Genomic DNA, 25,280 nt, shown 5'->3' with positions numbered 1-25,280 from the left:
GAACAATGCTTACCTCAACCTATTCCCCTTCTTCTTTGCTGATTCGCCTGGCAGCCAGTGCAAGCCTTAGCCTGGGACTGGCCACAGCGTCCTGGGCTCAAAGCGTACCGTCTGACGTGCAAGCAGCTATTGAGGAACACACTCAAGGTTCTGTCCCCATCGATAGCATCTCAACCACGCCTATTGCCGGCATCTACCAGGTCACTAGTGGCAACGAGATTTTCTACAGCGACTCGACCGGGCGGTACGCATTTGTCGGCGGCGCCCTCATGGACATGAAAGACCGCCGTGATGTGACCGCACCAGCCCTTGAGAAGCTCAACACGATCCCATGGGAATCACTACCGCTGAGTCAAGCCATTGTGCAGGTCCATGGCAACGGACAACGCAAGATGGCCGTCTTTGAGGATCCGCTCTGCCCCATCTGCCGCGTGTTCACAAAATTCGTCGATCAGCTTGAAAACGTAACGGTCTATCGATTTGTCTTTCCCGTTATTGACCCGCAATCAGCCCCCATTGCCCGTAAAGCTTGGTGTTCAACAGACCGAAACACCGCTTGGAACATGGTCATGAATGGTCGAAATATTGATGGCCGTGAGGACTGCGACATTTCTGGTTTGGTGGAGATTTTAAAGTTTGGAGAAGCAAACAATATCGCTAACACACCTACAGTTATATTGGGCAACGGAAAGCGGTTAGTTGGCGCAACACCTCCAGAGCAATTTATTGCAGAATTAGATGCTTCAGAGTTATCAAAAAACTAAGGGAAGATAAAAATGAAGTTTAATAAATTAGCCAGCATCGCATTTACGTTCTCGCTAGTAATCTCTAACCTAGCACAGGCACAAGGCACTAACAGCCAAAGCAATCTACCGCCTGGGCTTAAGTGGGAGCCGATGACGGTGGTCGGTTTTAATACAGGATCTATGGAGCTTCCTCACGCTTCTCGTGCGGAAATGAGTCTTGCTAGAAATATTTGGGAAAAGGAAATTGAATCAACTGGATCTGGCTTAACGCCCGGATCGAAAATGGCGTCTTTCATCTTAATAAAACCGTATTCAGTAAACGGCAGCCAATTCGTTTTTTCAATCTTTAGCTCCGGTTTTTCTAATGGCTGCATTCCTCCCGCCAACGGTCGTGGAATTGAAGATATGTATTCCGTCTGCCCGATGCGCGTGACTCAAATGAATAGCAGCAAGTCCGTATCGAAGGATTTTCCTGAATACTGCCATCTCTATCCTGAGCCAGCTGATAAACCGGGAGAAATCAATCAATCTCAAATTGCTTTCGACCGAAACACGATGACTGCTTATTTTCGCATTATCCAACATGGCAAGCACGTGAAATCGTGCGATAGAACCCTACGAATCCAATAAAAGGCAAAACAGTGATACGCAAGCGATCGATCTCAGGGTGGCTTTTATATACAGCCTCAGCGGTAGCATTCGCAGCAGCACTTGTTACGGCAGCACAAGTGGCGGATGCTGTCCGCAACTCACCCAACGCCAGCCCATGGCTCAAGGCAAATGCGGATGCCGTAGGCCGGTTGGCCATGTTTGAATCGAGTGGGCAGCTTGACATCTATAACGGGTCTTGTTGTACAGGCATCCTGCAGATGAACAAAACCAATATCCGTGAATATGCAAAAACAACCCCTGATGATTTTGCAACTTGGGACTTGCAACGCCAAGTCGATGCTTGGACAAAACTGACCACTGATGCCATGCAAGCACGGGCTCCCAAGACTCTTGCGGGACTGGGAACGTTCGATGGCCGAGAAGTCGATGGTGATATGGTACTGGCATGCGTCCAGCTCGGAATCGGGAATTGCCAGAAAATGATCAACTCAGGCAGTTGTAACGGCTTTGCGGATATCAATGGGACGACCATCTGCAAAATGGCTGACCGAATACGAAATGGCCCGCCTACGGGTAATAACGGCGATCCAGTAGACGACATCATTCGACCAAACCCTGATCAAGGTGGCACCTACCGACCACCCATCGATCCGTGTATCCGTGAAGGTGAAGCCTGCCTGCCTTTAACCGAAAGCCTGGAGCAAGGATTTGCATCTGGATCTGGCGTCAGCATGGGCAATTTAAGAGCGATCATTTTTGCGATATCAACTGCTTTTGTTACCCTTATCTTGATGTCGTTTATTACGGCGCTTTTTCGAAACTACTCAACTGGTTCAATCGAAAAGGTTGAGCTTGTAAGTGGCGTACAGAAAACCATCATGATCGGAATGTCATTCATTGTTGTGATGTCGTTGTTCTAACTCAAGAAAAAAAGTTAGCCAGGCCGCTGGTGCCTGGCCAACATCCACGTTAGAAAGGCCACCTCTCAGTTTCGCCGGTTGAGAGATAATAAAGAGGAACGCATGAGAAAAGAATTTAATTCCATCACCGAAATAAAAAATGAAATTGCTCGACTGCAACGTGATGCCGATAAATTGAAACAGAAAACAAGATCTAAAGTAATCAGCGATATTCTTCGCTCGATGAAGGAGCACGACCTAACACCTGAAGATATTGCCCAGGCGTTTCACAAAAACCCGTTAAAGACGAAAGCAGTATCGAAAATCAGGTATCAGCACCCAGATGGTCATACGTGGACTGGTAGAGGACGCACGCCGACATGGATCAAGCAAATTGAATCGGAAGGCCGTTCCCGTGAAGACTTTGCTGTTAGCAGTAATTGAACTCAAACTATGGAGGCTGGCAACATGCTCAACTCAAACCCACAAATAGCAGAAATCCAAGCCCTGGATGGACGCGTCGCTTCAACGCTGTCCCCTATGGAAACGGCTGTTCTGAACCTCTACCATGCCCGAGGCCGAAAGTACGGTATATCCGTGACCGTCACTAATCGAGCCGACCCAATAAAGGTGGCTAAGGATAATTTGGAAATAGGCTGACTAGAAATCCCACGGGGTCATTACTTGCTAAATACACAAACCTGCGAAGGAGCCAACTAAAATGGGTACATCCACAGTAATTCTTTTATTTCGTTTCTACGGCTTAACATTTGTGGGAGGCTTAGCCTCGTTAATTCTTGGATTAATCGCCATCTATGAGTGGAAACCAGATCCACCTGACTCAGCTTTTGTGACCATTGGAGGAGCGCTAGGCCCCTACCCATACTATATTTTTGTGTTAATCGGTGCTTTGATGACTCTCTATGCTGTGACTAGCGCGATATCAATGAAAAGGAGGCTAAGTGGATACCGTTGAGGAAATAACGCTGATACAGATTAATCATTGACCAAAAAGCGATTTCTGTTTTTCAAAATCAATGATCACTTTCATTACAGACGTCAGACCTGGTGAGACCAATATCCTGACTTCTATCCGTTATTCTCGTTTACTCGTGACTTCTCTCGAAGGCGAGGTCTTGGGCAGCCTCTCTGCTCCCCAACAAGGCTGGACTACAGAAACATTGAACGCAGAGGCAGAGCGCCTCATCCCTCTAACCAGATGGGGAGCAGATGCTTACCTCGGGCACCACTGGGTAGGAAGCACAGAAGTTTAAATTTCGGGAATATGTTCGATTATCCGTTGAGCCTCTATTGCCCCCCATTGACCACTCTTTTACTCACGGCATCAACCATGAAAAATAATGTGGCGCAGCCATTGAACTACTCTGCACACGCCATCGAAGACTTGCGTGATCTTGAATTCTCTTTGCGAAGCGCGGCCCCGCAATCAGCCAGAGTTTATCGACGCTTGATAGAGATGTTGCAACACAGCGTTAAATTTATCTTGCCGAACTGTTGTGATCTCATTGCCCCGGAAGACCTTCGACAAGCCCACCTAGACCTTACTCGCCTCCCCTTCCCATGCGTGACCTTTGAAGCGCCATGGGAGAAAGATGGGGAGGTTGAGCAATTAGGCGACTTTCAATTTTCACGATCGACTAAACGTATTGCTCTTTGTTGGGAGGCCAGTCCAGAGTATGAATTATTGCCTGGGCTAAACAATATTCTTAAAGCCTTTCCTGAAGGAGGCGTTTTCGTTCTCCCTATCTATTGGGGACCTGAGCATCGACAATGGACAGTTGCTCTCGGTGGTTCGTTCCTTCCCTACGAAAACACCCTCCAAGAGGTGGATCTAGAGCAGACCTTACCAGCAAGCCGCATCGCCCACAAAGCCACCATCGAGGCAGGTCTATCCAACTCTAAAGCCAAGCATTTCAGAGCTGAGCCTTTCTATCTGTTTCCCGAGTTTTATGAGCAAGCCTTGTCCAACTATGGTGGTGACATTGAGAAGGTATATGCACAAATCATCCTTGACTCAAGGGACGAAGTGCAGGCGGTTGTGCAGGCCTGCAGCGTCATCAACTGCTCCAATGTAACAACGGAAGAAATCAGTGCACCGGCCGCATTGAACAAGAAACGCATGAAGAAAGGCCAGCAACCGTTTTTCACTTACAAAATCTTGCAGCTAACTGATGAGCAACACGAAACTCACAAGCGTGGAGCTTGTCATTTTCAGAAGACGACTGCACCAGTTGATTGGGCGTAATGGCTGTTGTGCAGCCAGCTCCTGACAGTTCAATATCAGAAGTGATCTGCACCAATCTCGACTATGCTCAATACTCGTGTGCACCAAAGCGAGGTGAGCATGGCGACGGAGGCTCTGTTGCAAAGATTGGCGGCAGTCAGAGGTAGGCTGTCGCTCTGCGCCGATCAGGCGGCTGCTGCGAAATGGTGGTTGAGCATGCCCATGGCCTCCGTCAGCGCCGAGGGCCCAATGCCAAAAGCTCTCTCCACAAGGCGCACCTCGCCCCTGATGCCGGGCTGCAGGCACCAGGGGCGAGCCTGTCCTTTGCGCAGGGCTCGCATGACTTCGAATCCCTTGATCGTGGCATAGGCCGTGGGGATCGATTTGAAACCGCGCACCGGCTTGATCAGTATCTTGAGCTTTCCGTGATCGGCCTCGATCACGTTATTGAGATACTTCACCTGCCGGTGGGCCGTCTCCCGGTCCAGCTTTCCTTCGCGCTTCAATTCGGTGATCGCTGCACCATAGCTCGGCGCTTTGTCGGTATTGGGGGAACCGCAGAATTCGGAAAAAATCGTACGCTAAGCTAACGGTGTTCTCGTGACAGCTCTTTGACTAGGCTTTCTAAGGCCATTCTGATAGCCCTGACTTCCTGAAAAGCCATGGCTAAAATTTGTGCGGCTAAAAGGGATAACCGATGGTAAAGTAAGTTATCCCTGTCGAGATACTGAAAAGCGTTATCCTCGTTTTTCCCAAAACTGTTTTGCCAGTTCGCTCAGAGCGCTAGTTAACTGAGCGACAGATTTCGCACTTTGCAAATTATTCTGCCCGGTCTGTACATTGGTATCAGCAGCATCGCGTATATTGATAATACTGCGGTTTATGTCTTCACTTACTGCTCCCTGCTGCTCGACCGCAGTCGCTATTTGCGCGTTCATGTCGGTAATTTCGTTAACGCGTTGGCCAATTCCATCAAGAGCTGTAGCTGCTTCCTCTGCGTGAGCTACACTCGTGTGCGCTTGCCGACTACTTTGCTCCATGACTGTAACAGCGGATTGCGCTCGCTCTTGTAGAGCGCTGATCATGCTTTGAATATCCGTTGTCGATTGCTGTGTGCGAGCAGCAAGACTGCGAACCTCATCGGCGACAACAGCAAAACCACGCCCCTGCTCACCAGCACGCGCGGCCTCAATTGCTGCGTTGAGTGCCAACAAATTCGTTTGCTCGGCGATCCCTCGTATAACGTCAAGAACTTTTGATATCTCGTTACTTTGACCTTCAAGCTCATGAATAACCTGAGTGGCTTGCCTAATTTCACCTTCAAGGGCAGTGATTGACTGGCTTGTGTGGGCTACCAGACGCTGGCCAGATGCCGTCTCAGTGTCTGCTCTTCCGGCCGCATCTGCAGCATGCTGTGCATTGCTCGCAACCTCTTGAATGCTTGCCACCATTTGGTTTACTGCCGTTGCTATTTGATCTGTCTCTGCCTGCTGCTCAACTGTAAGTACATTGCTTGACTCAATATCCTTTAGTAGGCCTCGGGTGTGTTCGCTAAGCCGATTTGATGCATCACCTATGCGACCTACTATGGCGCCTGTTTCAGCTTGCATCATTCGTAAAGCAAACTCTATTTGGCCAAACTCATCGGTGCGCCCAGTGTAGAGGGATTGACTTAATGGGTTATTGGAAATATTCCTGGCTCTTTCAACCAGTCTTCCAAGAGGAGAGAGAATAGCCAAAACACTAACAGAGCTTAAGCTTCCTGACATTAAAGTGGCTAACAATAAGCTGCTTATTGATGTATCAGTAAGCATGCCGGCAGCCATTGCGCTTGATATAATACTACCCCATATGAGCAAGAGTATTTTCACGGAAAAGCTAGCAGCCAATTTCGGCCTCGCGGCCTTCCCGCTTCTCAATTGAGCATATAATTTTTCCGCAGCCAAAACCTGCTCAGGTTCAGGCTTGGTCCTTACAGACTGGTATTCAACAATCGAACCATTCTTAGCTATTGGCGTTACATAAGCACTTACCCAATAGTGGTCGCCATTTTTACAGCGATTTTTTACTAGCCCCATCCATGAGCGGCCAGATTTTAATGTACTCCACATATGCTCAAATGCAGCAGGCGGCATATCTGGGTGTCTTACGATGTTGTGAGGCTGGCCTAATAGTTCTTCCTCAGTGAAACCACTGATTTTAATGAAGTCAGGATTAACGTACGTGATATGGCTTTGAGGGGAGGTAGTCGAAAGAATATTGGCATCTTTTGGGAGTTCTAAGTTTCGACCCGTCACTGGTAAATTCTGGCGCATAAGAACCTCAAGGGTTGGCTGTTTTATTTTATTGTTTTCGGCATTAAGCCCAATTTCTTGAGCGTTACGATAAAGCTAGCATGGAAACGATAGGTGCAAGCAAGTTAAGGGTTGCATCGCGCATGTCAATCTAGGCTATACCCTAACTTGATGTCAGGCAGGGCCGCGCCGCTTCGTCAGAATAGAGTCTGCTTTCCCATTTTTTGACACATGCCCGCGAAGGTTATAGATTTCAGCCTGACAGAAATGGGCTTTGAGGCACAACGGAACAGAAAGTGCACTTAAGCCGCCTTCAACCAAGGAGACATCGTGCAGGGGCACCGCATCGGCTACGTCCGGGTCAGCAGCTTTGACCAGAACCCGGAACGCCAGCTGGAACAAACCCAGGTGAGCAAGGTGTTCACCGACAAGGCATCGGGCAAGGACACCCAGCGCCCCCAGCTCGAAGCGCTGCTGAGCTTCGTCCGCGAAGGCGATACAGTGGTGGTGCACAGCATGGATCGGCTGGCCCGCAACCTCGATGACCTGCGTCGCTTGGTACAGAAGCTGACTCAGCGCGGCGTGCGCATCGAGTTCCTGAAGGAGGGCCTGGTGTTCACTGGCGAGGACTCGCCGATGGCCAACCTGATGCTGTCGGTGATGGGGGCCTTCGCTGAGTTCGAGCGCGCCCTGATCCGCGAGCGGCAGCGTGAGGGCATCGCCTTGGCCAAGCAGCGTGGCGCGTACCGGGGCCGCAAGAAAGCCCTGTCCGATGAGCAGGCTGCTACCCTGCGGCAGCGAGCGACGGCCGGCGAGCCCAAGGCGCAGCTTGCCCGCGAGTTCAACATCAGCCGGGAAACCCTCTACCAGTACCTCCGCACGGACGACTGACACATGCCGCGTCGCTTGATCCTCTCGGCCACGGAGCGGGACACCCTGCTTGCGCTGCCGGAAAGCCAGGATGACCTGATCCGCTACTACACCTTCAACGACTCCGACCTGTCGCTGATCCGCCAGCGACGCGGCGACGCCAACCGCCTCGGCTTCGCCGTGCAGCTCTGCCTGCTGCGCTACCCCGGTTACGCGCTGGGAACCGACAGCGAGCTGCCCGAGCCGGTCATCCTGTGGGTGGCGAAGCAAGTCCAGGCCGAGCCGGCGAGCTGGGCAAAGTACGGCGAGCGCGACGTGACCCGTCGCGAGCATGCCCAGGAACTGCGCACCTACCTGCAACTGGCCCCGTTCGGCCTGTCCGACTTCCGCGCCCTGGTGCGCGAGCTAACCGAGCTGGCCCAGCAGACCGACAAAGGCTTGCTGCTGGCCGGTCAGGCCCTGGAGAGCCTACGGCAGAAACGACGCATCCTGCCGGCGCTGAGCGTGATTGACCGGGCCTGCTCGGAAGCCATTGCGCGAGCCAATCGGCGGGTCTACCGCGCCCTGGTCGAACCACTCACGGACTCGCATCGGGCCAAGCTGGACGAGCTGTTGAAGCTCAAGGCCGGCAGCAGCATCACCTGGTTGACCTGGCTGCGCCAGGCACCGCTGAAACCCAACTCTCGGCACATGCTGGAACACATCGAGCGGCTGAAGACATTTCAGTTGGTGGACTTGCCCGAAGGCCTGGGCCGGCACATCCACCAGAACCGCCTGCTCAAGCTGGCCCGCGAGGGTGGGCAGATGACGCCCAAAGACCTCGGTAAGTTCGAGCCGCAGCGCCGCTACGCGACCCTGGCCGCCGTGGTGCTGGAGAGCACCGCGACCGTGATCGATGAGCTGGTCGATCTGCATGACCGCATCCTGGTCAAGCTGTTCAGCGGCGCGAAGCACAAGCATCAGCAGCAGTTCCAGAAGCAGGGCAAGGCGATCAACGACAAGGTGCGCCTGTACTCCAGGATCGGCCAGGCGCTGCTGGAAGCGAAGGAAAGCGGCAGCGACCCCTATGCCGCCATCGAGGCGGTGATTCCCTGGGACGAGTTCACCGAGAGCGTCAGCGAGGCCGAGCTGCTGGCCCGGCCGGAAGGCTTCGACCACCTGCACCTGGTCGGCGAGAACTTCGCCACCCTGCGCCGTTACACGCCGGCCTTGCTGGAGGTGCTGGAACTGCGCGCCGCGCCGGCCGCGCAAGGCGTGCTGGCAGCCGTGCAGACCCTGCGTGAGATGAACGCCGACAACCTGCGCAAGGTGCCGGCCGATGCACCCACGGCCTTCATCAAGCCGCGCTGGAAGCCGCTGGTGATCACCCCGGAAGGCCTCGACCGGAAATTCTACGAAATCTGCGCCCTGTCCGAGCTGAAGAACGCCCTGCGCTCCGGCGACATCTGGGTCAAGGGCTCGCGGCAGTTCCGCGACTTCGACGACTACCTGCTGCCGGCCGAGAAGTTCGCCGCACTCAAGCGCGAGCAGGCCCTGCCCCTGGCGATCAACCCGAACAGCGACCAGTACCTGGAAGAGCGTTTGCAGCTGCTGGACGAGCAGTTGGCCACCGTCACCCGCCTGGCCAAGGACAACGAGCTGCCCGATGCCATCCTCACCGAGTCAGGGCTGAAAATCACCCCGCTGGATGCGGCGGTGCCGGATCGGGCGCAGGCGCTGATCGACCAAACCAGCCAGTTACTGCCGCGCATCAAGATCACCGAACTGCTGATGGACGTGGACGACTGGACGGGCTTCAGCCGCCACTTCACCCACTTGAAGGACGGGGCCGAGGCCAAAGACAGGACGTTGCTGCTGTCCGCAATCCTCGGTGATGCGATCAACCTCGGGCTGACCAAGATGGCCGAGTCGAGCCCCGGCCTGACCTACGCCAAGCTGTCCTGGCTGCAAGCCTGGCACATCCGCGACGAAACCTATTCGGCGGCCTTGGCCGAGCTGGTCAACCACCAGTATCGCCACGCCTTTGCCGCCCACTGGGGCGACGGCACGACCTCATCCTCCGATGGCCAGCGCTTCCGCGCGGGTGGCCGGGGCGAGAGCACCGGGCACGTCAACCCGAAGTACGGTAGCGAGCCGGGACGGCTGTTCTATACCCATATCTCCGACCAGTACGCGCCGTTCAGCACCCGCGTGGTGAATGTCGGCGTCCGCGATTCCACCTATGTGCTCGACGGCCTGCTGTACCACGAGTCCGACCTGCGGATCGAGGAGCACTACACCGACACGGCCGGCTTCACCGATCACGTCTTTGCCCTGATGCACCTGCTAGGCTTCCGCTTCGCGCCGCGCATCCGCGACCTCGGCGAAACCAAGCTGTACGTGCCGCAGGGCGTGCAAGCCTACCCGACGTTGCGCCCGCTGATCGGCGGCACCCTGAACATCAAGCACGTGCGTGCCCACTGGGACGACATCCTGCGCCTGGCCAGCTCGATCAAGCAGGGCACCGTCACCGCCTCGCTGATGCTGCGCAAGCTCGGCAGCTACCCGCGCCAGAACGGACTGGCCGTGGCCCTGCGCGAGCTGGGCCGGATCGAGCGCACGCTGTTCATCCTGGACTGGCTGCAAAGTGTTGAACTGCGCCGCCGCGTGCATGCCGGCCTGAACAAAGGTGAGGCGCGCAACTCGCTGGCCAGGGCGGTGTTCTTCAACCGCCTTGGGGAAATCAGGGATCGGAGCTTCGAGCAGCAGCGCTACCGGGCCAGCGGCCTCAACCTGGTGACGGCGGCTATCGTGCTGTGGAACACGGTGTACCTGGAACGCGCCACCCAGGGGTTGGTCGAGGCCGGCAAGCCGGTGGACGGCGAGCTGCTGCAATTCCTGTCGCCGCTGGGCTGGGAGCACATCAACCTAACCGGCGATTACGTCTGGCGGCAGAGCCGCAGACTGGAAGACGGGAAGTTTCGGCCCTTACGGATGCCCGGAAAACCTTAGCGTACGATTTTTTCCGAATTCTGCGGGCTCCCCTATCTCATCTGCGCAAGGCAGAACGTGAAGACGGCCGCCCTGGACCTCGCCCGCGAGCGCCAGGCGCACGAGGCCGGCGCGCGGACCCGCGCCACGGCCCACGAGCGGACGCCGCAGCAGGAGCGCCAGAAGGCCGCCAGAGAGGCCGAGCGCGGCCGTGAGGCTTGGACGCTAGGGCAGGGCATGAAAAAGCCCGTAGCGGGCTGCTACGGGCGTCTGACGCGGTGGAAAGGGGGAGGGGATGTTGTCTACATGGCTCTGCTGTAGTGAGTGGGTTGCGCTCCGGCAGCGGTCCTGATCAATCGTCACCCTTTCTCGGTCCTTCAACGTTCCTGACAACGAGCCTCCTTTTCGCCAATCCATCGACAATCACCGCGAGTCCCTGCTCGAACGCTGCGTCCGGACCGGCTTCGTCGAAGGCGTCTATCGCGGCCCGCAACAGCGGCGAGAGCGGAGCCTGTTCAACGGTGCCGCCGCGCTCGCCGGCATCGCTGTCGCCGGCCTGCTCCTCAAGCACGGCCCCAACAGTGAAGTAGCTGATTGTCATCAGCGCATTGACGGCGTCCCCGGCCGAAAAACCCGCCTCGCAGAGGAAGCGAAGCTGCGCGTCGGCCGTTTCCATCTGCGGTGCGCCCGGTCGCGTGCCGGCATGGATGCGCGCGCCATCGCGGTAGGCGAGCAGCGCCTGCCTGAAGCTGCGGGCATTCCCGATCAGAAATGAGCGCCAGTCGTCGTCGGCTCTCGGCACCGAATGCGTATGATTCTCCGCCAGCATGGCTTCGGCCAGTGCGTCGAGCAGCGCCCGCTTGTTCCTGAAGTGCCAGTAAAGCGCCGGCTGCTGAACCCCCAACCGTTCCGCCAGTTTGCGTGTCGTCAGACCGTCTACGCCGACCTCGTTCAACAGGTCCAGGGCGGCACGGATCACTGTATTCGGCTGCAACTTTGTCATGCTTGACACTTTATCACTGATAAACATAATATGTCCACCAACTTATCAGTGATAAAGAATCCGCGCGTTCAATCGGACCAGCGGAGGCTGGTCCGGAGGCCAGACGTGAAACCCAACAGACCCCTGATCGTAATTCTGAGCACTGTCGCGCTCGACGCTGTCGGCATCGGCCTGATTATGCCGGTGCTGCCGGGCCTCCTGCGCGATCTGGTTCACTCGAACGACGTCACCGCCCACTATGGCATTCTGCTGGCGCTGTATGCGTTGATGCAATTTGCCTGCGCACCTGTGCTGGGCGCGCTGTCGGATCGTTTCGGGCGGCGGCCGGTCTTGCTCGTCTCGCTGGCCGGCGCTGCTGTCGACTACGCCATCATGGCGACGGCGCCTTTCCTTTGGGTTCTCTATATCGGGCGGATCGTGGCCGGCATCACCGGGGCGACTGGGGCGGTAGCCGGCGCTTATATTGCCGATATCACTGATGGCGATGAGCGCGCGCGGCACTTCGGCTTCATGAGCGCCTGTTTCGGGTTCGGGATGGTCGCGGGACCTGTGCTCGGTGGGCTGATGGGCGGTTTCTCCCCCCACGCTCCGTTCTTCGCCGCGGCAGCCTTGAACGGCCTCAATTTCCTGACGGGCTGTTTCCTTTTGCCGGAGTCGCACAAAGGCGAACGCCGGCCGTTACGCCGGGAGGCTCTCAACCCGCTCGCTTCGTTCCGGTGGGCCCGGGGCATGACCGTCGTCGCCGCCCTGATGGCGGTCTTCTTCATCATGCAACTTGTCGGACAGGTGCCGGCCGCGCTTTGGGTCATTTTCGGCGAGGATCGCTTTCACTGGGACGCGACCACGATCGGCATTTCGCTTGCCGCATTTGGCATTCTGCATTCACTCGCCCAGGCAATGATCACCGGCCCTGTAGCCGCCCGGCTCGGCGAAAGGCGGGCACTCATGCTCGGAATGATTGCCGACGGCACAGGCTACATCCTGCTTGCCTTCGCGACACGGGGATGGATGGCGTTCCCGATCATGGTCCTGCTTGCTTCGGGTGGCATCGGAATGCCGGCGCTGCAAGCAATGTTGTCCAGGCAGGTGGATGAGGAACGTCAGGGGCAGCTGCAAGGCTCACTGGCGGCGCTCACCAGCCTGACCTCGATCGTCGGACCCCTCCTCTTCACGGCGATCTATGCGGCTTCTATAACAACGTGGAACGGGTGGGCATGGATTGCAGGCGCTGCCCTCTACTTGCTCTGCCTGCCGGCGCTGCGTCGCGGGCTTTGGAGCGGCGCAGGGCAACGAGCCGATCGCTGATCGTGGAAACGATAGGCCTATGCCATGCGGGTCAAGGCGACTTCCGGCAAGCTATACGCGCCCTAGGAGTGCGGTTGGAACGTTGGCCCAGCCAGATACTCCCGATCACGAGCAGGACGCCGATGATTTGAAGCGCACTCAGCGTCTGATCCAAGAACAACCATCCTAGCAACACGGCGGTCCCCGGGCTGAGAAAGCCCAGTAAGGAAACAACTGTAGGTTCGAGTCGCGAGATCCCCCGGAACCAAAGGAAGTAGGTTAAACCCGCTCCGATCAGGCCGAGCCACGCCAGGCCGAGAACATTGGTTCCTGTAGGCATCGGGATTGGCGGATCAAACACTAAAGCTACTGGAACGAGCAGAAGTCCTCCGGCCGCCAGTTGCCAGGCGGTAAAGGTGAGCAGAGGCACGGGAGGTTGCCACTTGCGGGTCAGCACGGTTCCGAACGCCATGGAAACCGCCCCCGCCAGGCCCGCTGCGACGCCGACAGGATCTAGCGCTGCGTTTGGTGTCAACACCAACAGCGCCACGCCCGCAGTTCCGCAAATAGCCCCCAGGACCGCCATCAATCGTATCGGGCTACCTAGCAGAGCGGCAGAGATGAACACGACCATCAGCGGCTGCACAGCGCCTACCGTCGCCGCGACCCCGCCCGGCAGGCGGTAGACCGAAATAAACAACAAGCTCCAGAATAGCGAAATATTAAGTGCGCCGAGGATGAAGATGCGCATCCACCAGATTCCCGTTGGAATCTGTCGGACGATCATCACGAGCAATAAACCCGCCGGCAACGCCCGCAGCATCGCGACCGTCATCGGTGAGAAGTTCGGCAGGTATTGGGTGGTGACAATGTAGGTGCTGCCCCAAATGGCAGGTGCTATCGCTGTGAACAATAAATCGGGCGTGCGTAATGACATGCGATTACAAGACCTCCGCTACGGCGATGGGTTTTTGAGAGTTGCAGGCGCCGCGATGACCGCACCCTGACTTGGACTGGCCCTGCCTCGCACCAATCCACCTGCGGCTATGGCCGCGATCATGCGAGGCCCGAAAATTACACGACCTGTACACGTCCGCCGAACCCGGAACGCAACAGAGCTTCGTGGGCATCCCGATCCGGGTCGTAGCAGCAGTCCTGGACCAAACGCACGTCGTAGTCCGCATCACTAGCCCAGGCGACGCTTGAAAGAACAACGCCGGTGGTGCTTATCCCGGCCATGACAAGCGTGCTTACGCCGCGCGTCCGAAGGTCGGCGTCGAGCGCCGTGCCATAAAAGACGCTGGCTCGCGGACATGCATAGAAAAGGTCGCCCCGTTCGATCGCAAGCCCTTCGACGGGCAGACCGGTGCGAAATCGTCCGCTCGGGAGATACGGTGAGATTTGGCGATTCGTCGCCGGCGGCGCATGTTCATACTCTTCGCCGAGCGAAAAGTTGGGGAACAGCACGGGCCGGCCGCGCAAGGCGTGCTGGCGGCCGTGCAGGCCCTGCGCGAGATGAACGCCGACAACCTGCGCAAGGTGCCGGCCGATGCGCCCACCGCCTTCATCAAGCCGCGCTGGAAGCCGCTAGTGATCACCCCGGAAGGCCTCGACCGGCGCTTTTACGAAATCTGCGCCCTGTCCGAGCTGAAGAACGCGCTGCGATCCGGCGACATCTGGGTCAAGGGCTCGCGGCAGTTCCGCGACTTTGACGACTACCTGCTGCCGGCAGAGAGGTTCGCCGCGCTCAAGCATGCGCAGGCTCTGCCCCTGGCGATCAACCCGAACAGCAACCAGTACCTGGAAGAGCGCTTGCAGCTGCTGGACGAGCAGCTGGCCACCGTCACCCGCCTGGCCAAGGACAACGAGCTGCCCGATGCCATCCTCACCGAGTCGGGGCTGAAGATCACCCCACTGGATTCCGCGGTGCCCAATACCGCGCAGGCGCTGATCGACCAGACCAGCCAGTTGCTGCCGCGCATCAAGATCACCGAACTGCTGATGGACGTGGACGACTGGACGGGCTTCAGCCGCCACTTCACCCACCTGAAGGACGGTGCCGAGGCCAAAGACCGGACATTGCTGCTGTCAGCGATCCTGGGCGATGCGATCAACCTCGGGCTGACCAAGATGGCCGAGTCGAGCCCCGGCCTGACCTACGCCAAGCTATCCTGGCTGCAAGCCTGGCACATCCGAGACGAAACCTACTCGGCGGCCCTAGCCGAGCTGGTCAACCACCAGTACCGTCATACCTTCGCCGCTCACTGGGGCGACGGAACGACCTCTTCTTCCGATGGCCAGCGCTTCCGGGCGGGCGGTCGGGGTGAAAGCACCGGGCACGTCAACCCGAAGTACGGCAGCGAGCCGGGGCGGCTGTTCTACACCCATATTTCCGACCAGTACGCACCGTTCAGCACCCGCGTGGTGAATGTCGGCGTGCGCGATTCCACCTATGTGCTTGACGGCTTGCTGTACCACGAGTCCGACCTACGGATTGAGGAGCACTACACCGACACGGCTGGCTTCACCGATCACGTCTTCGCCCTGATGCACCTGCTGGGCTTCCGCTTCGCACCGCGCATCCGCGACCTCGGCGAAACCAAGCTGTATGTTCCGAATAGCGTCCAGGACTACCCGACATTGCGCCCAATGGTTGGCGGCACCCTGAACATCAAGCATGTCCGCGCCCACTGGGACGACATCCTGCGCCTGGCCAGCTCGATCAAGCAGGGCACCGTCACTGCCTCGCTGATGCTGCGCAAGCTCGGCAGCTACCCGCGCCAGAACGGTCTGGCCGTGGCCTTGCGCGAACTGGGCCGGATCGAGCGCACGCTGTTCATCCTCGACTGGCTGCAAAGCGTAGAGCTACGTCGCCGCGTGCATGCCGGACTGAACAAGGGCGAGGCGCGCAACTCCCTGGCCAGGGCGGTGTTCTTCAACCGCCTCGGCGAAATCAGGGATCGGAGCTTCGAGCAGCAGCGCTACCGGGCCAGCGGTCTCAACCTGGTGACGGCCGCCATCGTGCTGTGGAACACGGTGTACTTGGAACGCGCCACCCAGGCGATGAGCGAAGCGGGGAAGTCGGTGGATAGCGAGCTGCTGCAATACCTGTCGCCGCTGGGGTGGGAGCACATCAACCTGACCGGCGATTATGTCTGGCGGCAGAGCCGCAGGCTGGAGGACGGGAAGTTTCGGCCGCTAAGGCTGCCCGGAAAACCTTAACGTACGATTTTTAATGAGATGGTCACTCCCTCCTTCCCAGTACTATGCTGAGGACAGGCTTTCATTCGGAGAACCATCATGGAAAACATTGCGCTTATTGGTATCGATCTGGGTAAGAACTCTTTCCATATTCATTGTCAGGATCATCGTGGGAAGGCCGTTTACCGTAAAAAATTCACCCGACCAAAGCTAATCGAATTTCTGGCGACATGCCCGGCAACAACCATCGCGATGGAAGCCTGTGGCGGTTCTCACTTTATGGCACGCAAGCTGGCAGAGTTAGGGCATTTTCCAAAGCTGATATCACCGCAATTTGTCCGCCCATTCGTTAAAAGCAACAAAAATGACTTCGTTGATGCTGAAGCTATCTGTGAAGCAGCATCACGTCCATCTATGCGTTTCGTGCAGCCCAGAACCGAATCTCAGCAGGCAATGCGAGCTCTGCATCGTGTCCGTGAATCCCTGGTTCAGGATAAGGTGAAAACAACTAATCAGATGCATGCTTTTCTGCTGGAATTTGGTATCAGCGTTCCGCGAGGTGCTGCCGTTATTAGTCGACTGAGTACCCTTCTTGAGGACAGTAGTTTGCCTCTTTATCTCAGCCAGTTACTGCTGAAATTACAACAGCATTATCACTATCTTGTTGAGCAGATTAAAGATCTGGAATCTCAGTTGAAACGAAAGTTGGACGAAGATGAGGTTGGACAGCGCTTGCTGAGTATTCCCTGCGTTGGAACGCTGACTGCCAGTACTATTTCAACTGAGATTGGCGACGGGAAGCAGTACGCCAGCAGCCGTGACTTTGCGGCGGCAACAGGGCTGGTACCCCGACAGTACAGCACGGGAGGTCGGACGACATTGTTAGGGATTAGCAAGCGGGGCAACAAAAAGATCCGAACTTTGTTGGTTCAGTGTGCCAGGGTATTCATACAAAAACTGGAACACCAGTCTGGCAAGTTGGCCGACTGGGTCAGGGAGTTGTTGTGTCGGAAAAGCAACTTTGTCGTCACCTGTGCTCTGGCAAACAAGCTGGCCAGAATAGCCTGGGCACTGACGGCGCGACAGCAAACTTACGAAGCATAAAGGCAGAAATACACCAGTTTAAACAATCATTCATCTGGTTTTGCGAATACTGATATTGATGATACTAACGGCCCACCGGCCTGTTGAGGAACCTGTAAAACGGAAAGGCTCATTGAAGCCGTATATTTTCTGGAGGTTCATCAGGCGCGGAACTCATCGAGGCGCGGGAATAAAATCCCATTCAGACGCCGGATAGATTCAAGCAAGCCAACTTGTCGTCAAAATCGGTGTTGCAAAAACGGGAGTGACCATAGATTCCGTTTTCTCTATTCGCCCCTTTGTTGAGATATGACCCGCTCCCCGGATCATGGCTTGGCCTTCTTCGCGACCCTGGCTACTGCACGGGCCGCCTTGAGGCACTCATCGAACACTTTCCCCTTTGCGAAGCTGGGTGTTCGGTCGAAAAAGAAGGTGGCTTCTTTCACCCCCAGCGAGACCGCATGAGGGGGAAATTCCTCCTTCTCCAGCGTTGCCTTGATGTGCTTGGCAATGAACTCGCGTGGGTGCATGGATGCCTCCGTTCTTCCAGAAACTGGTCTCATCACACAAACGACAGGCAATAGGAGTCCGTGACCCGCTGTCGGGCCGCTATCGCTTGTGGGATAAAGGCCCCGTTGACGGGGCCAGGAGAGAGCTGTAACCACATGCATTGCACCTGTGGTGGTGGCTTGAGCACTTCACAGTGAGTCAGCCGTTCTTGCTGTCGGTACCGGTGCGCCCTCACGGGCAGACCTACCATTCGAAACGGTCGCCTCTCGGCGAGGGCCTGGGTGGCGCTTCACAGCGGGACCAGGCATCCGCTTAACCCTGCGGTGGGAGATGTGATCACCTCCTTGGGGTGGTCATATCGGTTGGTTGTGGTGGCCGGGTCTGACACCGGCCGAGGTCTAGGGGGCATCCCTACGAATGCCGGTTGGCGCAAAGACCTTCCCATTCACCACAACCGTGGATTGCATTGGTCTCCGGGTCTCTCGTGCGGTACCCCATGGGCCTTGGCTCACCTGCAATGCAATCCCGGTTGTGTCCCGGCCTTTCACCGGGTGGGTGGCTGGGGAGTCAGACCCGCCACTCGCTGTGTTCGCTATCACTTCAACTGTGCTGTCTTTCCAGCTGTCAGCCGGTCACTGCCTTAATTTCCATTCACCTTGGTCGGCATGCATTCCAGCCTTGCCAAGGGAGAGCGGGGAGGTTAGTCAGCCCGGTTGCCGGTGTTATTTCCCCAAGCGGTTTGTTGCCACCGCTGCCAGTGTTGTGCTGGTCCTCCGGCTGGGGTTGTCCATCGTGCGAAATCAATTTGCTAACTATTGGTTAGCATATGCTTGGTTTGCTTTAAGTCAACACCCAAAAGTTAGTTTTTCAATTTTTTAATTCAGGGTCAGTTGGTGCAAGCTGTGGTGACGCAAAGGAAGGGGTAATTTTCGGATCATTGCCCTGCCGCCCGTTGCTCCGAACCACTGGGAGCTGGACCCCAACGATCTCGGGTGTGACGATGGACCTGTACTGAGGGGGCTGTGGGTCGTACCCCGATTCGCATGAGGATTGAATATAACCGACGTGACTGTTATATTTAGGTGGCTAAACCCGTCAAGCCCTCAGGAGTGAATCATGACCGTAGTCACGACCGCCGATACCTTCCAACTGTACGCACTTGCAGCCCGACATGGGCTCAAGCTCCATGGCCCGCTGACTGTCAATGAGCTTGGGCTCGACTATAGGATCGTGATCGCCACCGTCGACGATGGACGTCGGTGGGTGCTGCGCATCCCGCGCCGAGCCGAGGTAAGCGCGAAGGTCGAACCAGAGGCGCGGGTGCTGGCAATGCTCAAGAATCGCCTGCCGTTCGCGGTGCCGGACTGGCGCGTGGCCAACGCCGAGCTCGTTGCCTATCCCATGCTCGAAGACTCGACTGCGATGGTCATCCAGCCTGGTTCGTCCACGCCCGACTGGGTCGTGCCGCAGGACTCGGAGGTCTTCGCGGAGAGCTTCGCGACCGCGCTCGCCGCCCTGCATGCCGTCCCCATTTCCGCCGCCGTGGATGCGGGGATGCTCATCCGTACACCGACGCAGGCCCGTCAGAAGGTGGCCGACGACGTTGACCGCGTCCGACGCGAGTTCGTGGTGAACGACAAGCGCCTCCACCGGTGGCAGCGCTGGCTCGACGACGATTCGTCGTGGCCAGATTTCTCCGTGGTGGTGCATGGCGATCTCTACGTGGGCCATGTGCTCATCGACAACACGGAGCGCGTCAGCGGGATGATCGACTGGAGCGAGGCCCGCGTTGATGACCCTGCCATCGACATGGCCGCGCACCTTATGGTCTTTGGTGAAGAGGGGCTCGCGAAGCTCCTCCTCACGTATGAAGCGGCCGGTGGCCGGGTGTGGCCGCGGCTCGCCCACCACATCGCGGAGCGCCTTGCGTTCGGGGCGGTCACCTACGCACTCTTCGCCCTCGACTCGGGTAACGAAGAGTACCTCGCTGCGGCGAAGGCGCAGCTCGCCGCAGCGGAATGAGCGAACGTCGATATAGCCCGCTCGCGACGCTGTTCGCGGCGACCTTTCTCTTCCGGATCGGCAACGCGGTGGCGGCCCTCGCGCTTCCATGGTTCGTCCTGTCTCATACAAAGAGCGCGGCCTGGGCGGGCGCCACGGCCGCTAGCAGCGTCATCGCGACCATCATCGGCGCGTGGGTTGGTGGTGGCCTCGTCGATCGGTTCGGGCGCGCGCCCGTCGCATTGATCTCGGGTGTGGTGGGCGGCGTGGCCATGGCGAGCATCCCACTGCTCGATGCCGTTGGCGCCCTCTCGAACACTGGGCTGATCGCTTGCGTGGTGCTCGGTGCCGCGTTCGACGCACCCGGTATGGCCGCGCAGGACAGTGAGCTGCCCAAACTCGGCCACGTCGCCGGGCTCTCCGTTGAGCGCGTCTCGTCACTGAAAGCGGTGATCGGGAACGTCGCGATTCTAGGTGGCCCGGCCCTTGGGGGGGCCGCAATCGGCCTGCTTGGCGCTGCGCCAACGCTCGGGCTGACGGCGTTCTGCTCCGTCCTTGCAGGTCTGCTCGGCGCGTGGGTGCTTCCCGCGCGTGCCGCTCGGACGATGACCACGACGGCGACTCTCTCCATGCGCGCCGGCGTCGCTTTTCTCTGGAGCGAACCCCTGCTGCGCCCTCTCTTTGGTATAGTGATGATCTTCGTGGGCATCGTTGGCGCCAACGGCAGCGTCATCATGCCTGCGCTGTTTGTAGATGCAGGACGCCAAGTAGCAGAGCTCGGGCTGTTCTCCTCAATGATGGGGGCTGGTGGTCTCCTTGGCATTGCCATTCATGCGTCGGTCGGCGCCCGGATATCAGCGCAGAACTGGCTGGCGGTGGCATTTTGTGGCTCTGCGGTGGGCTCGCTTCTGCTTTCACAGTTGCCAGGCGTGCCGGTGCTGATGTTGTTGGGCGCGCTCGTGGGACTGCTGACCGGCTCAGTCTCTCCCATTCTCAACGCTGCCATCTACAACCGCACGCCGCCAGAACTTCTCGGCCGGGTACTCGGCACGGTCTCGGCGGTGATGCTGTCAGCCTCGCCCATGGTTATGCTTGCGGCCGGCGCGTTTGTCGACCTTGCTGGTCCGCTCCCTGGCCTCGTTGTATCGGCCGTGTTTGCGGGGCTCGTGGCTCTACTCTCGCTCCGTCTTCAATTTGCTACAATGGCGGCGGCAGCCACAGCCTCCGCCCCAACCCATACAGAAGGTGAACACTGATGCCCCGCCCCAAGCTCAAGTCCGATGACGAGGTACTCGAGGCCGCCACCGTAGTGCTGAAGCGTTGCGGTCCCATAGAGTTCACGCTCAGCGGAGTAGCAAAGGAGGTGGGGCTCTCCCGCGCAGCGTTAATCCAGCGCTTCACCAACCGCGATACGCTGCTGGTGAGGATGATGGAGCGCGGCGTCGAGCAGGTGCGGCATTACCTGAATGCGATACCGATAGGCGCAGGGCCGCAAGGGCTCTGGGAATTTTTGCAGGTGCTCGTTCGGAGCATGAACACTCGCAACGACTTCTCGGTGAACTATCTCATCTCCTGGTACGAGCTCCAGGTGCCGGAGCTACGCACGCTTGCGATCCAGCGGAACCGCGCGGTGGTGGAGGGGATCCGCAAGCGACTGCCCCCAGGTGCTCCTGCGGCAGCTGAGTTGCTCCTGCACTCGGTCATCGCTGGCGCGACGATGCAGTGGGCCGTCGATCCGGATGGTGAGCTAGCTGATCATGTGCTGGCTCAGATCGCTGCCATCCTGTGTTTAATGTTTCCCGAACACGACGATTTCCAACTCCTCCAGGCACATGCGTAAACGGAGGTGTGCAGAGTCCCTGCGGCAGGCGACGAACACGACCGTCGTCGATTAGTACCGGTACGGTCGGTGGTATCGAAGTCTTGATCACCACTCAGGTCTACGGCTTACAAATGGTGACCATCCCGATACTTGCGTCAGAGCACCGGGCCGATTCTTTGACAGTGAATCACTCCCGTAAGGTTGTGCCGGTGTGGGTGTCCCGGGTCGAGACGATACTCCGCCAATGCGCCCAGCAAACAACCTGGCCATCGCAGGTGGTGGGGAGCGGTGTGGCGGATGAGTTGGACAAGTTGGTGTAGCAGCACGAGCACGGCGAGATAACATCGCAGGAGTTCGACATGCTCAAGAGACAGCTGATTGCGAATCGCGATGCAGATTCATAACCCGATTGCGGGTTGGCTTCACTCCACCATCACCGAGCAGACTAGCACGGCGGGCTCTGTTGCAAAGATTGGCGGCAGTCAGAGGTAGGCTGTCGCTCTGCGCCGATCAGGCGGCTGCTGCGAAATGGTGGTTGAGCATGCCCATGGCCTCCGTCAGCGCCGAGGGCCCAATGCCAAAAGCTCTCTCCACAAGGCGCACCTCGCCCCTGATGCCGGGCTGCAGGCACCAGGGGCGAGCCTGTCCTTTGCGCAGGGCTCGCATGACTTCGAATCCCTTGATCGTGGCATAGGCCGTGGGGATCGATTTGAAACCGCGCACCGGCTTGATCAGTATCTTGAGCTTTCCGTGATCGGCCTCGATCACGTTATTGAGATACTTCACCTGCCGGTGGGCCGTCTCCCGGTCCAGCTTTCCTTCGCGCTTCAATTCGGTGATCGCTGCACCATAGCTCGGCGCTTTGTCGGTATTGAGCGTGGCAGGCTTTTCCCAGTGCTTCAGGCCTCGCAGGGCCTTGCCCAGGAACCGCTTCGCTGCCTTGGCGCTGCGGGTCGGCGACAGGTAGAAATCGATCGTGTCGCCCCGCTTGTCGACTGCCCGGTACAGGTAGGTCCACTTGCCCCGCACCTTGACGTAGGTTTCATCCAGGCGCCAGCTCGGATCAAAGCCACGCCGCCAGAACCAGCGCAGCCGCTTCTCCATCTCCGGGGCGTAGCACTGGACCCAGCGATAGATCGTCGTATGGTCGACCGAAATGCCGCGTTCCGCCAGCATTTCCTCAAGGTCGCGATAGCTGATCGGATAGCGACAATACCAGCGCACCGCCCACAGGATCACATCACCCTGGAAATGGCGCCACTTGAAATCCGTCATCGTTCCGTCCGTCCAATCTCCGCCAAGCATGCTCAAGCTTCACGATTTTTGCAACAGAGCCCACACGAGTATTGAGCATAGTCGAGATTGGTGCAGATCACTTCTGATATTGAACTGTCAGGAGCTGGCTGCACAACAGCCATTACGCCCAATCAACTGGTGCAGTCGTCTTCTGAAAATGACATTTGGTATCTCTCATAAACGGATGTTTTTGAGAGAACTATCTTCGGCCTTCACACGCACGAAAGGCGGCGAAGCTCCGCCGTTAATCCGTCCGCCGGAGATCTCGCCCAGGCAGGCTGAAGGCCGAGCAAGCCTGACAGGCCCGAAAAGCCCGGCACGGGCGTCGGCGGCGATGACGGCGGCGGCATTATCCAGGGTTGATGATGGAAGTGGAGGATATCGACAACCTCTCGCGCAACCAAGACATCGCGGTCGGACTGCAAGTGATCTTGAAGCCACGGGCCCGTCCCACCCCGACATGGACCTCGATGCCCGAACGGACGTTAGATTTCGAGTTCTAGGCGTTCTGCGATGAAGGTTGGATCCCAGCCGGGATTGAAAGTGTCGACGTGGGTGAATCCGAGCCGCTCGTATAGGCCACGCAGGTTCGGGTGGCAGTCGAGCCGCAGCTTGGCGCACCCCTGCGTTCGCGCGGCATGGCGGCAAGCCTCGATCAGCGCGGAGCTGACACCCCGGCCCGCATGTGTCCGTCGCACCGCGAGCTTGTGCAGATATGCGGCCTCCCCCTTGAGGGCGTCGGGCCAGAACTCGGGATCCTCGGCCGACAAGGTGCAACAGCCGACGATGCCGTCGCTGCAACTCGCGACTAGGAGCTCGGATCTCAGGACGAAGGTCTCCGCGAATGTCCGGTCGATCCGCGCGACGTCCCAGGCGGGCGTTCCCTTGGCGGACATCCACGCCGCAGCGTCGTGCATCAGCCGCACAACCTCGTCGATATCACCCGAGCAGGCGACCCGAACGTTCGGAGGCTCCTCGCTGTCCATTCGCTCCCCTGGCGCGGTATGAACCGCCGCCTCATAGTGCAGTTTGATCCTGACGAGCCCAGCATGTCTGCGCCCACCTTCGCGGAACCTGACCAGGGTCCGCTAGCGGGCGGCCGGAAGGTGAATGCTAGGCATGATCTAACCCTCGGTCTCTGGCGTCGCGACTGCGAAATTTCGCGAGGGTTTCCGAGAAGGTGATTGCGCTTCGCAGATCTCCAGGCGCGTGGGTGCGGACGTAGTCAGCGCCATTGCCGATCGCGTGAAGTTCCGCCGCAAGGCTCGCTGGACCCAGATCCTTTACAGGAAGGCCAACGGTGGCGCCCAAGAAGGATTTCCGCGACACCGAGACCAATAGCGGAAGCCCCAACGCCGACTTCAGCTTTTGAAGGTTCGACAGCACGTGCAGCGATGTTTCCGGTGCGGGGCTCAAGAAAAATCCCATCCCCGGATCGAGGATGAGCCGGTCGGCAGCGACCCCGCTCCGTCGCAAGGCGGAAACCCGCGCCTCGAAGAACCGCACAATCTCGTCGAGCGCGTCTTCGGGTCGAAGGTGACCGGTGCGGGTGGCGATGCCATCCCGCTGCGCTGAGTGCATAACCACCAGCCTGCAGTCCGCCTCAGCAATATCGGGATAGAGCGCAGGGTCAGGAAATCCTTGGATATCGTTCAGGTAGCCCACGCCGCGCTTGAGCGCATAGCGCTGGGTTTCCGGTTGGAAGCTGTCGATTGAAACACGGTGCATCTGATCGGACAGGGCGTCTAAGAGCGGCGCAATACGTCTGATCTCATCGGCCGGCGATACAGGCCTCGCGTCCGGATGGCTGGCGGCCGGTCCGACATCCACGACGTCTGATCCGACTCGCAGCATTTCGATCGCCGCGGTGACAGCGCCGGCGGGGTCTAGCCGCCGGCTCTCATCGAAGAAGGAGTCCTCGGTGAGATTCAGAATGCCGAACACCGTCACCATGGCGTCGGCCTCCGCAGCGACTTCCACGATGGGGATCGGGCGAGCAAAAAGGCAGCAATTATGAGCCCCATACCTACAAAGCCCCACGCATCAAGCTTTTGCCCATGAAGCAACCAGGCAATGGCTGTAATTATGACGACGCCGAGTCCCGACCAGACTGCATAAGCAACACCGACAGGGATGGATTTCAGAACCAGAGAAAGAAAATAAAATGCGATGCCATAACCGATTATGACAACGGCGGAAGGGGCAAGCTTAGTAAAGCCCTCGCTAGATTTTAATGCGGATGTTGCGATTACTTCGCCAACTATTGCGATAACAAGAAAAAGCCAGCCTTTCATGATATATCTCCCAATTTGTGTAGGGCTTATTATGCACGCTTAAAAATAATAAAAGCAGACTTGACCTGATAGTTTGGCTGTGAGCAATTATGTGCTTAGTGCATCTAACGCCTGGCACAGCGGATCGCAAACCTGGCGCGGCTTTTGGTA

General features: G+C 57.8%; 21 protein-coding genes and 2 pseudogenes. 13 read left to right on the top strand and 10 right to left on the bottom strand.

Going from position 1 to position 25,280, the window contains the following annotated elements:
• Positions 1 to 5 precede the first annotated feature (5 nt).
• From V6936_RS04880 to V6936_RS17365, 5 genes are all read left to right on the top strand, one after another.
• Positions 6 to 764, top strand: a complete 759-nt coding sequence (locus V6936_RS04880; protein WP_131071809.1) for a DsbC family protein — start codon at positions 6 to 8, stop codon at positions 762 to 764.
• Positions 765 to 776: 12 nt separating this feature from the next.
• Positions 777 to 1,376: a hypothetical protein gene (locus tag V6936_RS04875; protein ID WP_131071810.1), complete on the top strand. Its 600-nt coding sequence runs from the start codon at positions 777 to 779 to the stop codon at positions 1,374 to 1,376.
• 11 nt (positions 1,377 to 1,387) lie between these two features.
• Positions 1,388 to 2,278 carry a hypothetical protein gene (locus tag V6936_RS04870; protein WP_052695811.1) on the top strand — a complete coding sequence of 297 codons (891 nt, stop codon included), beginning with the start codon at positions 1,388 to 1,390 and terminating at the stop codon, positions 2,276 to 2,278.
• 102 nt (positions 2,279 to 2,380) lie between these two features.
• Positions 2,381 to 2,701, top strand: a complete 321-nt coding sequence (locus tag V6936_RS04865) for an H-NS histone family protein (protein WP_045931302.1) — start codon at positions 2,381 to 2,383, stop codon at positions 2,699 to 2,701.
• A 907-nt stretch (positions 2,702 to 3,608) separates the two neighbouring features.
• Entirely contained in the window at positions 3,609 to 4,523 is a 915-nt protein-coding gene (locus V6936_RS17365; RefSeq protein ID WP_207307419.1) for a hypothetical protein, read from the top strand.
• Between the two features lie 164 nt (positions 4,524 to 4,687).
• Here the strand turns inward: V6936_RS17365 and V6936_RS04855 are convergent.
• Both V6936_RS04855 and V6936_RS04850 read right to left on the bottom strand, forming a co-directional pair.
• Positions 4,688 to 5,050: pseudogene (locus V6936_RS04855) on the bottom strand (IS6-like element IS6100 family transposase); the annotation flags it as partial.
• Positions 5,051 to 5,239: 189 nt separating this feature from the next.
• On the bottom strand, positions 5,240 to 6,817 hold the full coding sequence (locus V6936_RS04850) for a methyl-accepting chemotaxis protein (RefSeq protein WP_001323889.1): 1,578 nt from the start codon (positions 6,815 to 6,817) through the stop codon (positions 5,240 to 5,242).
• A 309-nt stretch (positions 6,818 to 7,126) separates the two neighbouring features.
• Between V6936_RS04850 and V6936_RS04845 the strand changes: the two genes are divergently transcribed.
• Entirely contained in the window at positions 7,127 to 7,687 is a 561-nt protein-coding gene (locus V6936_RS04845) for a recombinase family protein (RefSeq protein WP_001161490.1), read from the top strand.
• A 3-nt stretch (positions 7,688 to 7,690) separates the two neighbouring features.
• Complete coding sequence (locus V6936_RS04840; protein ID WP_001138014.1) at positions 7,691 to 10,657, top strand: Tn3-like element TnAs1 family transposase; 2,967 nt, start codon at positions 7,691 to 7,693, stop codon at positions 10,655 to 10,657.
• Positions 10,658 to 10,988: 331 nt separating this feature from the next.
• On the opposite strand, the gene tetR(A) is transcribed toward V6936_RS04840, so the two are convergent.
• A complete protein-coding gene (gene tetR(A) / locus V6936_RS04830; RefSeq protein WP_000164043.1) occupies positions 10,989 to 11,639 on the bottom strand; it encodes a tetracycline resistance transcriptional repressor TetR(A) in 651 nt (216 codons plus the stop codon).
• A gap of 105 nt (positions 11,640 to 11,744) precedes the next feature.
• Here tetR(A) and tet(A) point away from each other — a divergent pair, with 105 nt between their 5' ends.
• Positions 11,745 to 12,944 (top strand): tetracycline efflux MFS transporter Tet(A), encoded by a 1,200-nt coding sequence (gene tet(A), locus V6936_RS04825; RefSeq protein ID WP_000804064.1) that lies wholly within the window; start codon positions 11,745 to 11,747, stop codon positions 12,942 to 12,944.
• Between the two features lie 31 nt (positions 12,945 to 12,975).
• Here the strand turns inward: tet(A) and V6936_RS04820 are convergent, their stop codons facing one another.
• The gene (locus V6936_RS04820) at positions 12,976 to 13,860 is read right to left on the bottom strand and encodes a DMT family transporter (RefSeq protein WP_000058717.1); all 885 of its coding nucleotides are present in this window, start codon (positions 13,858 to 13,860) and stop codon (positions 12,976 to 12,978) included.
• A gap of 137 nt (positions 13,861 to 13,997) precedes the next feature.
• Positions 13,998 to 14,390 carry a cysteine hydrolase family protein gene (locus tag V6936_RS17360; protein ID WP_001351729.1) on the bottom strand — a complete coding sequence of 131 codons (393 nt, stop codon included), beginning with the start codon at positions 14,388 to 14,390 and terminating at the stop codon, positions 13,998 to 14,000.
• A 3-nt stretch (positions 14,391 to 14,393) separates the two neighbouring features.
• Between V6936_RS17360 and V6936_RS04810 the strand changes: the two are divergent.
• Positions 14,394 to 16,145, top strand: a pseudogene (locus V6936_RS04810) (Tn3 family transposase); the annotation flags it as partial.
• Between the two features lie 78 nt (positions 16,146 to 16,223).
• Positions 16,224 to 17,228 carry an IS110-like element IS5075 family transposase gene (locus V6936_RS04805; protein ID WP_000427614.1) on the top strand — a complete coding sequence of 335 codons (1,005 nt, stop codon included), beginning with the start codon at positions 16,224 to 16,226 and terminating at the stop codon, positions 17,226 to 17,228.
• 305 nt (positions 17,229 to 17,533) lie between these two features.
• On the opposite strand, the gene V6936_RS04800 is transcribed toward V6936_RS04805, so the two are convergent.
• A complete protein-coding gene (locus V6936_RS04800; RefSeq protein ID WP_000553518.1) occupies positions 17,534 to 17,737 on the bottom strand; it encodes a hypothetical protein in 204 nt (67 codons plus the stop codon).
• A 1,096-nt stretch (positions 17,738 to 18,833) separates the two neighbouring features.
• On the opposite strand from V6936_RS04800, the gene V6936_RS04795 reads away from it, so the two are divergent.
• The 3 genes from V6936_RS04795 to mphR(A) are packed head-to-tail and all read left to right on the top strand — an operon-like array spanning position 18,834 to position 21,558.
• Positions 18,834 to 19,739 carry an Mph(A) family macrolide 2'-phosphotransferase gene (locus tag V6936_RS04795; RefSeq protein ID WP_000219387.1) on the top strand — a complete coding sequence of 302 codons (906 nt, stop codon included), beginning with the start codon at positions 18,834 to 18,836 and terminating at the stop codon, positions 19,737 to 19,739.
• On the top strand, positions 19,736 to 20,974 hold the full coding sequence (gene mrx(A) / locus V6936_RS04790) for a macrolide resistance MFS transporter Mrx(A) (RefSeq protein ID WP_000004159.1): 1,239 nt from the start codon (positions 19,736 to 19,738) through the stop codon (positions 20,972 to 20,974). The genes V6936_RS04795 and mrx(A) overlap by 4 nt, the downstream gene beginning before the upstream one ends.
• Positions 20,974 to 21,558: a macrolide-binding transcriptional repressor MphR(A) gene (gene mphR(A), locus V6936_RS04785; protein WP_001137892.1), complete on the top strand. Its 585-nt coding sequence runs from the start codon at positions 20,974 to 20,976 to the stop codon at positions 21,556 to 21,558. Before mrx(A) ends, mphR(A) begins: the two co-directional genes overlap by 1 nt.
• Positions 21,559 to 22,050: 492 nt before the next feature.
• Here mphR(A) and V6936_RS04780 read toward each other — a convergent pair whose 3' ends face one another.
• The 4 genes from V6936_RS04780 to V6936_RS04760 form a co-directional block, all read right to left on the bottom strand.
• Complete coding sequence (locus V6936_RS04780) at positions 22,051 to 22,815, bottom strand: IS6-like element IS6100 family transposase (RefSeq protein ID WP_001389365.1); 765 nt, start codon at positions 22,813 to 22,815, stop codon at positions 22,051 to 22,053.
• 506 nt (positions 22,816 to 23,321) lie between these two features.
• On the bottom strand, positions 23,322 to 23,822 hold the full coding sequence (locus V6936_RS04770; protein ID WP_000376623.1) for a GNAT family N-acetyltransferase: 501 nt from the start codon (positions 23,820 to 23,822) through the stop codon (positions 23,322 to 23,324).
• Positions 23,823 to 23,949: 127 nt separating this feature from the next.
• A complete protein-coding gene (gene sul1, locus V6936_RS04765; protein WP_000259031.1) occupies positions 23,950 to 24,789 on the bottom strand; it encodes a sulfonamide-resistant dihydropteroate synthase Sul1 in 840 nt (279 codons plus the stop codon).
• Positions 24,783 to 25,130 (bottom strand): quaternary ammonium compound efflux SMR transporter QacE delta 1, encoded by a 348-nt coding sequence (locus V6936_RS04760; protein WP_000679427.1) that lies wholly within the window; start codon positions 25,128 to 25,130, stop codon positions 24,783 to 24,785. Before V6936_RS04760 ends, sul1 begins: the two co-directional genes overlap by 7 nt.
• Positions 25,131 to 25,280: the final 150 nt, after the last annotated feature.

Source organism: Alcaligenes sp. CHO6, from assembly GCF_037120595.1.
Lineage (GTDB): Bacteria > Pseudomonadota > Gammaproteobacteria > Burkholderiales > Burkholderiaceae_B > Alcaligenes > Alcaligenes ammonioxydans.
This window is presented reverse-complemented; position numbering and strand designations above follow the sequence as displayed.

Bases quoted from the DNA above. Each gene is read 5' to 3' on its own strand.
- V6936_RS04770 (WP_000376623.1), bottom strand. From the start codon at position 23,822: ATGGACAGCGAGGAGCCTCCGAACGTTCGGGTCGCCTGCTCGGGTGAT.
- V6936_RS04800 (WP_000553518.1), bottom strand. From the start codon at position 17,737: ATGCACCCACGCGAGTTCATTGCCAAGCACATCAAGGCAACGCTGGAG.
- V6936_RS04795 (WP_000219387.1), top strand. From the start codon at position 18,834: ATGACCGTAGTCACGACCGCCGATACCTTCCAACTGTACGCACTTGCA.
- V6936_RS04850 (WP_001323889.1), bottom strand. From the start codon at position 6,817: ATGCGCCAGAATTTACCAGTGACGGGTCGAAACTTAGAACTCCCAAAA.
- V6936_RS04805 (WP_000427614.1), top strand. From the start codon at position 16,224: ATGGAAAACATTGCGCTTATTGGTATCGATCTGGGTAAGAACTCTTTC.
- sul1 (WP_000259031.1), bottom strand. From the start codon at position 24,789: ATGGTGACGGTGTTCGGCATTCTGAATCTCACCGAGGACTCCTTCTTC.
- V6936_RS04865 (WP_045931302.1), top strand. From the start codon at position 2,381: ATGAGAAAAGAATTTAATTCCATCACCGAAATAAAAAATGAAATTGCT.
- V6936_RS04820 (WP_000058717.1), bottom strand. From the start codon at position 13,860: ATGTCATTACGCACGCCCGATTTATTGTTCACAGCGATAGCACCTGCC.
- V6936_RS04760 (WP_000679427.1), bottom strand. From the start codon at position 25,130: ATGAAAGGCTGGCTTTTTCTTGTTATCGCAATAGTTGGCGAAGTAATC.
- V6936_RS04875 (WP_131071810.1), top strand. From the start codon at position 777: ATGAAGTTTAATAAATTAGCCAGCATCGCATTTACGTTCTCGCTAGTA.
- V6936_RS04840 (WP_001138014.1), top strand. From the start codon at position 7,691: ATGCCGCGTCGCTTGATCCTCTCGGCCACGGAGCGGGACACCCTGCTT.
- V6936_RS04780 (WP_001389365.1), bottom strand. From the start codon at position 22,815: ATGACGGATTTCAAGTGGCGCCATTTCCAGGGTGATGTGATCCTGTGG.
- V6936_RS17365 (WP_207307419.1), top strand. From the start codon at position 3,609: ATGAAAAATAATGTGGCGCAGCCATTGAACTACTCTGCACACGCCATC.
- V6936_RS04880 (WP_131071809.1), top strand. From the start codon at position 6: ATGCTTACCTCAACCTATTCCCCTTCTTCTTTGCTGATTCGCCTGGCA.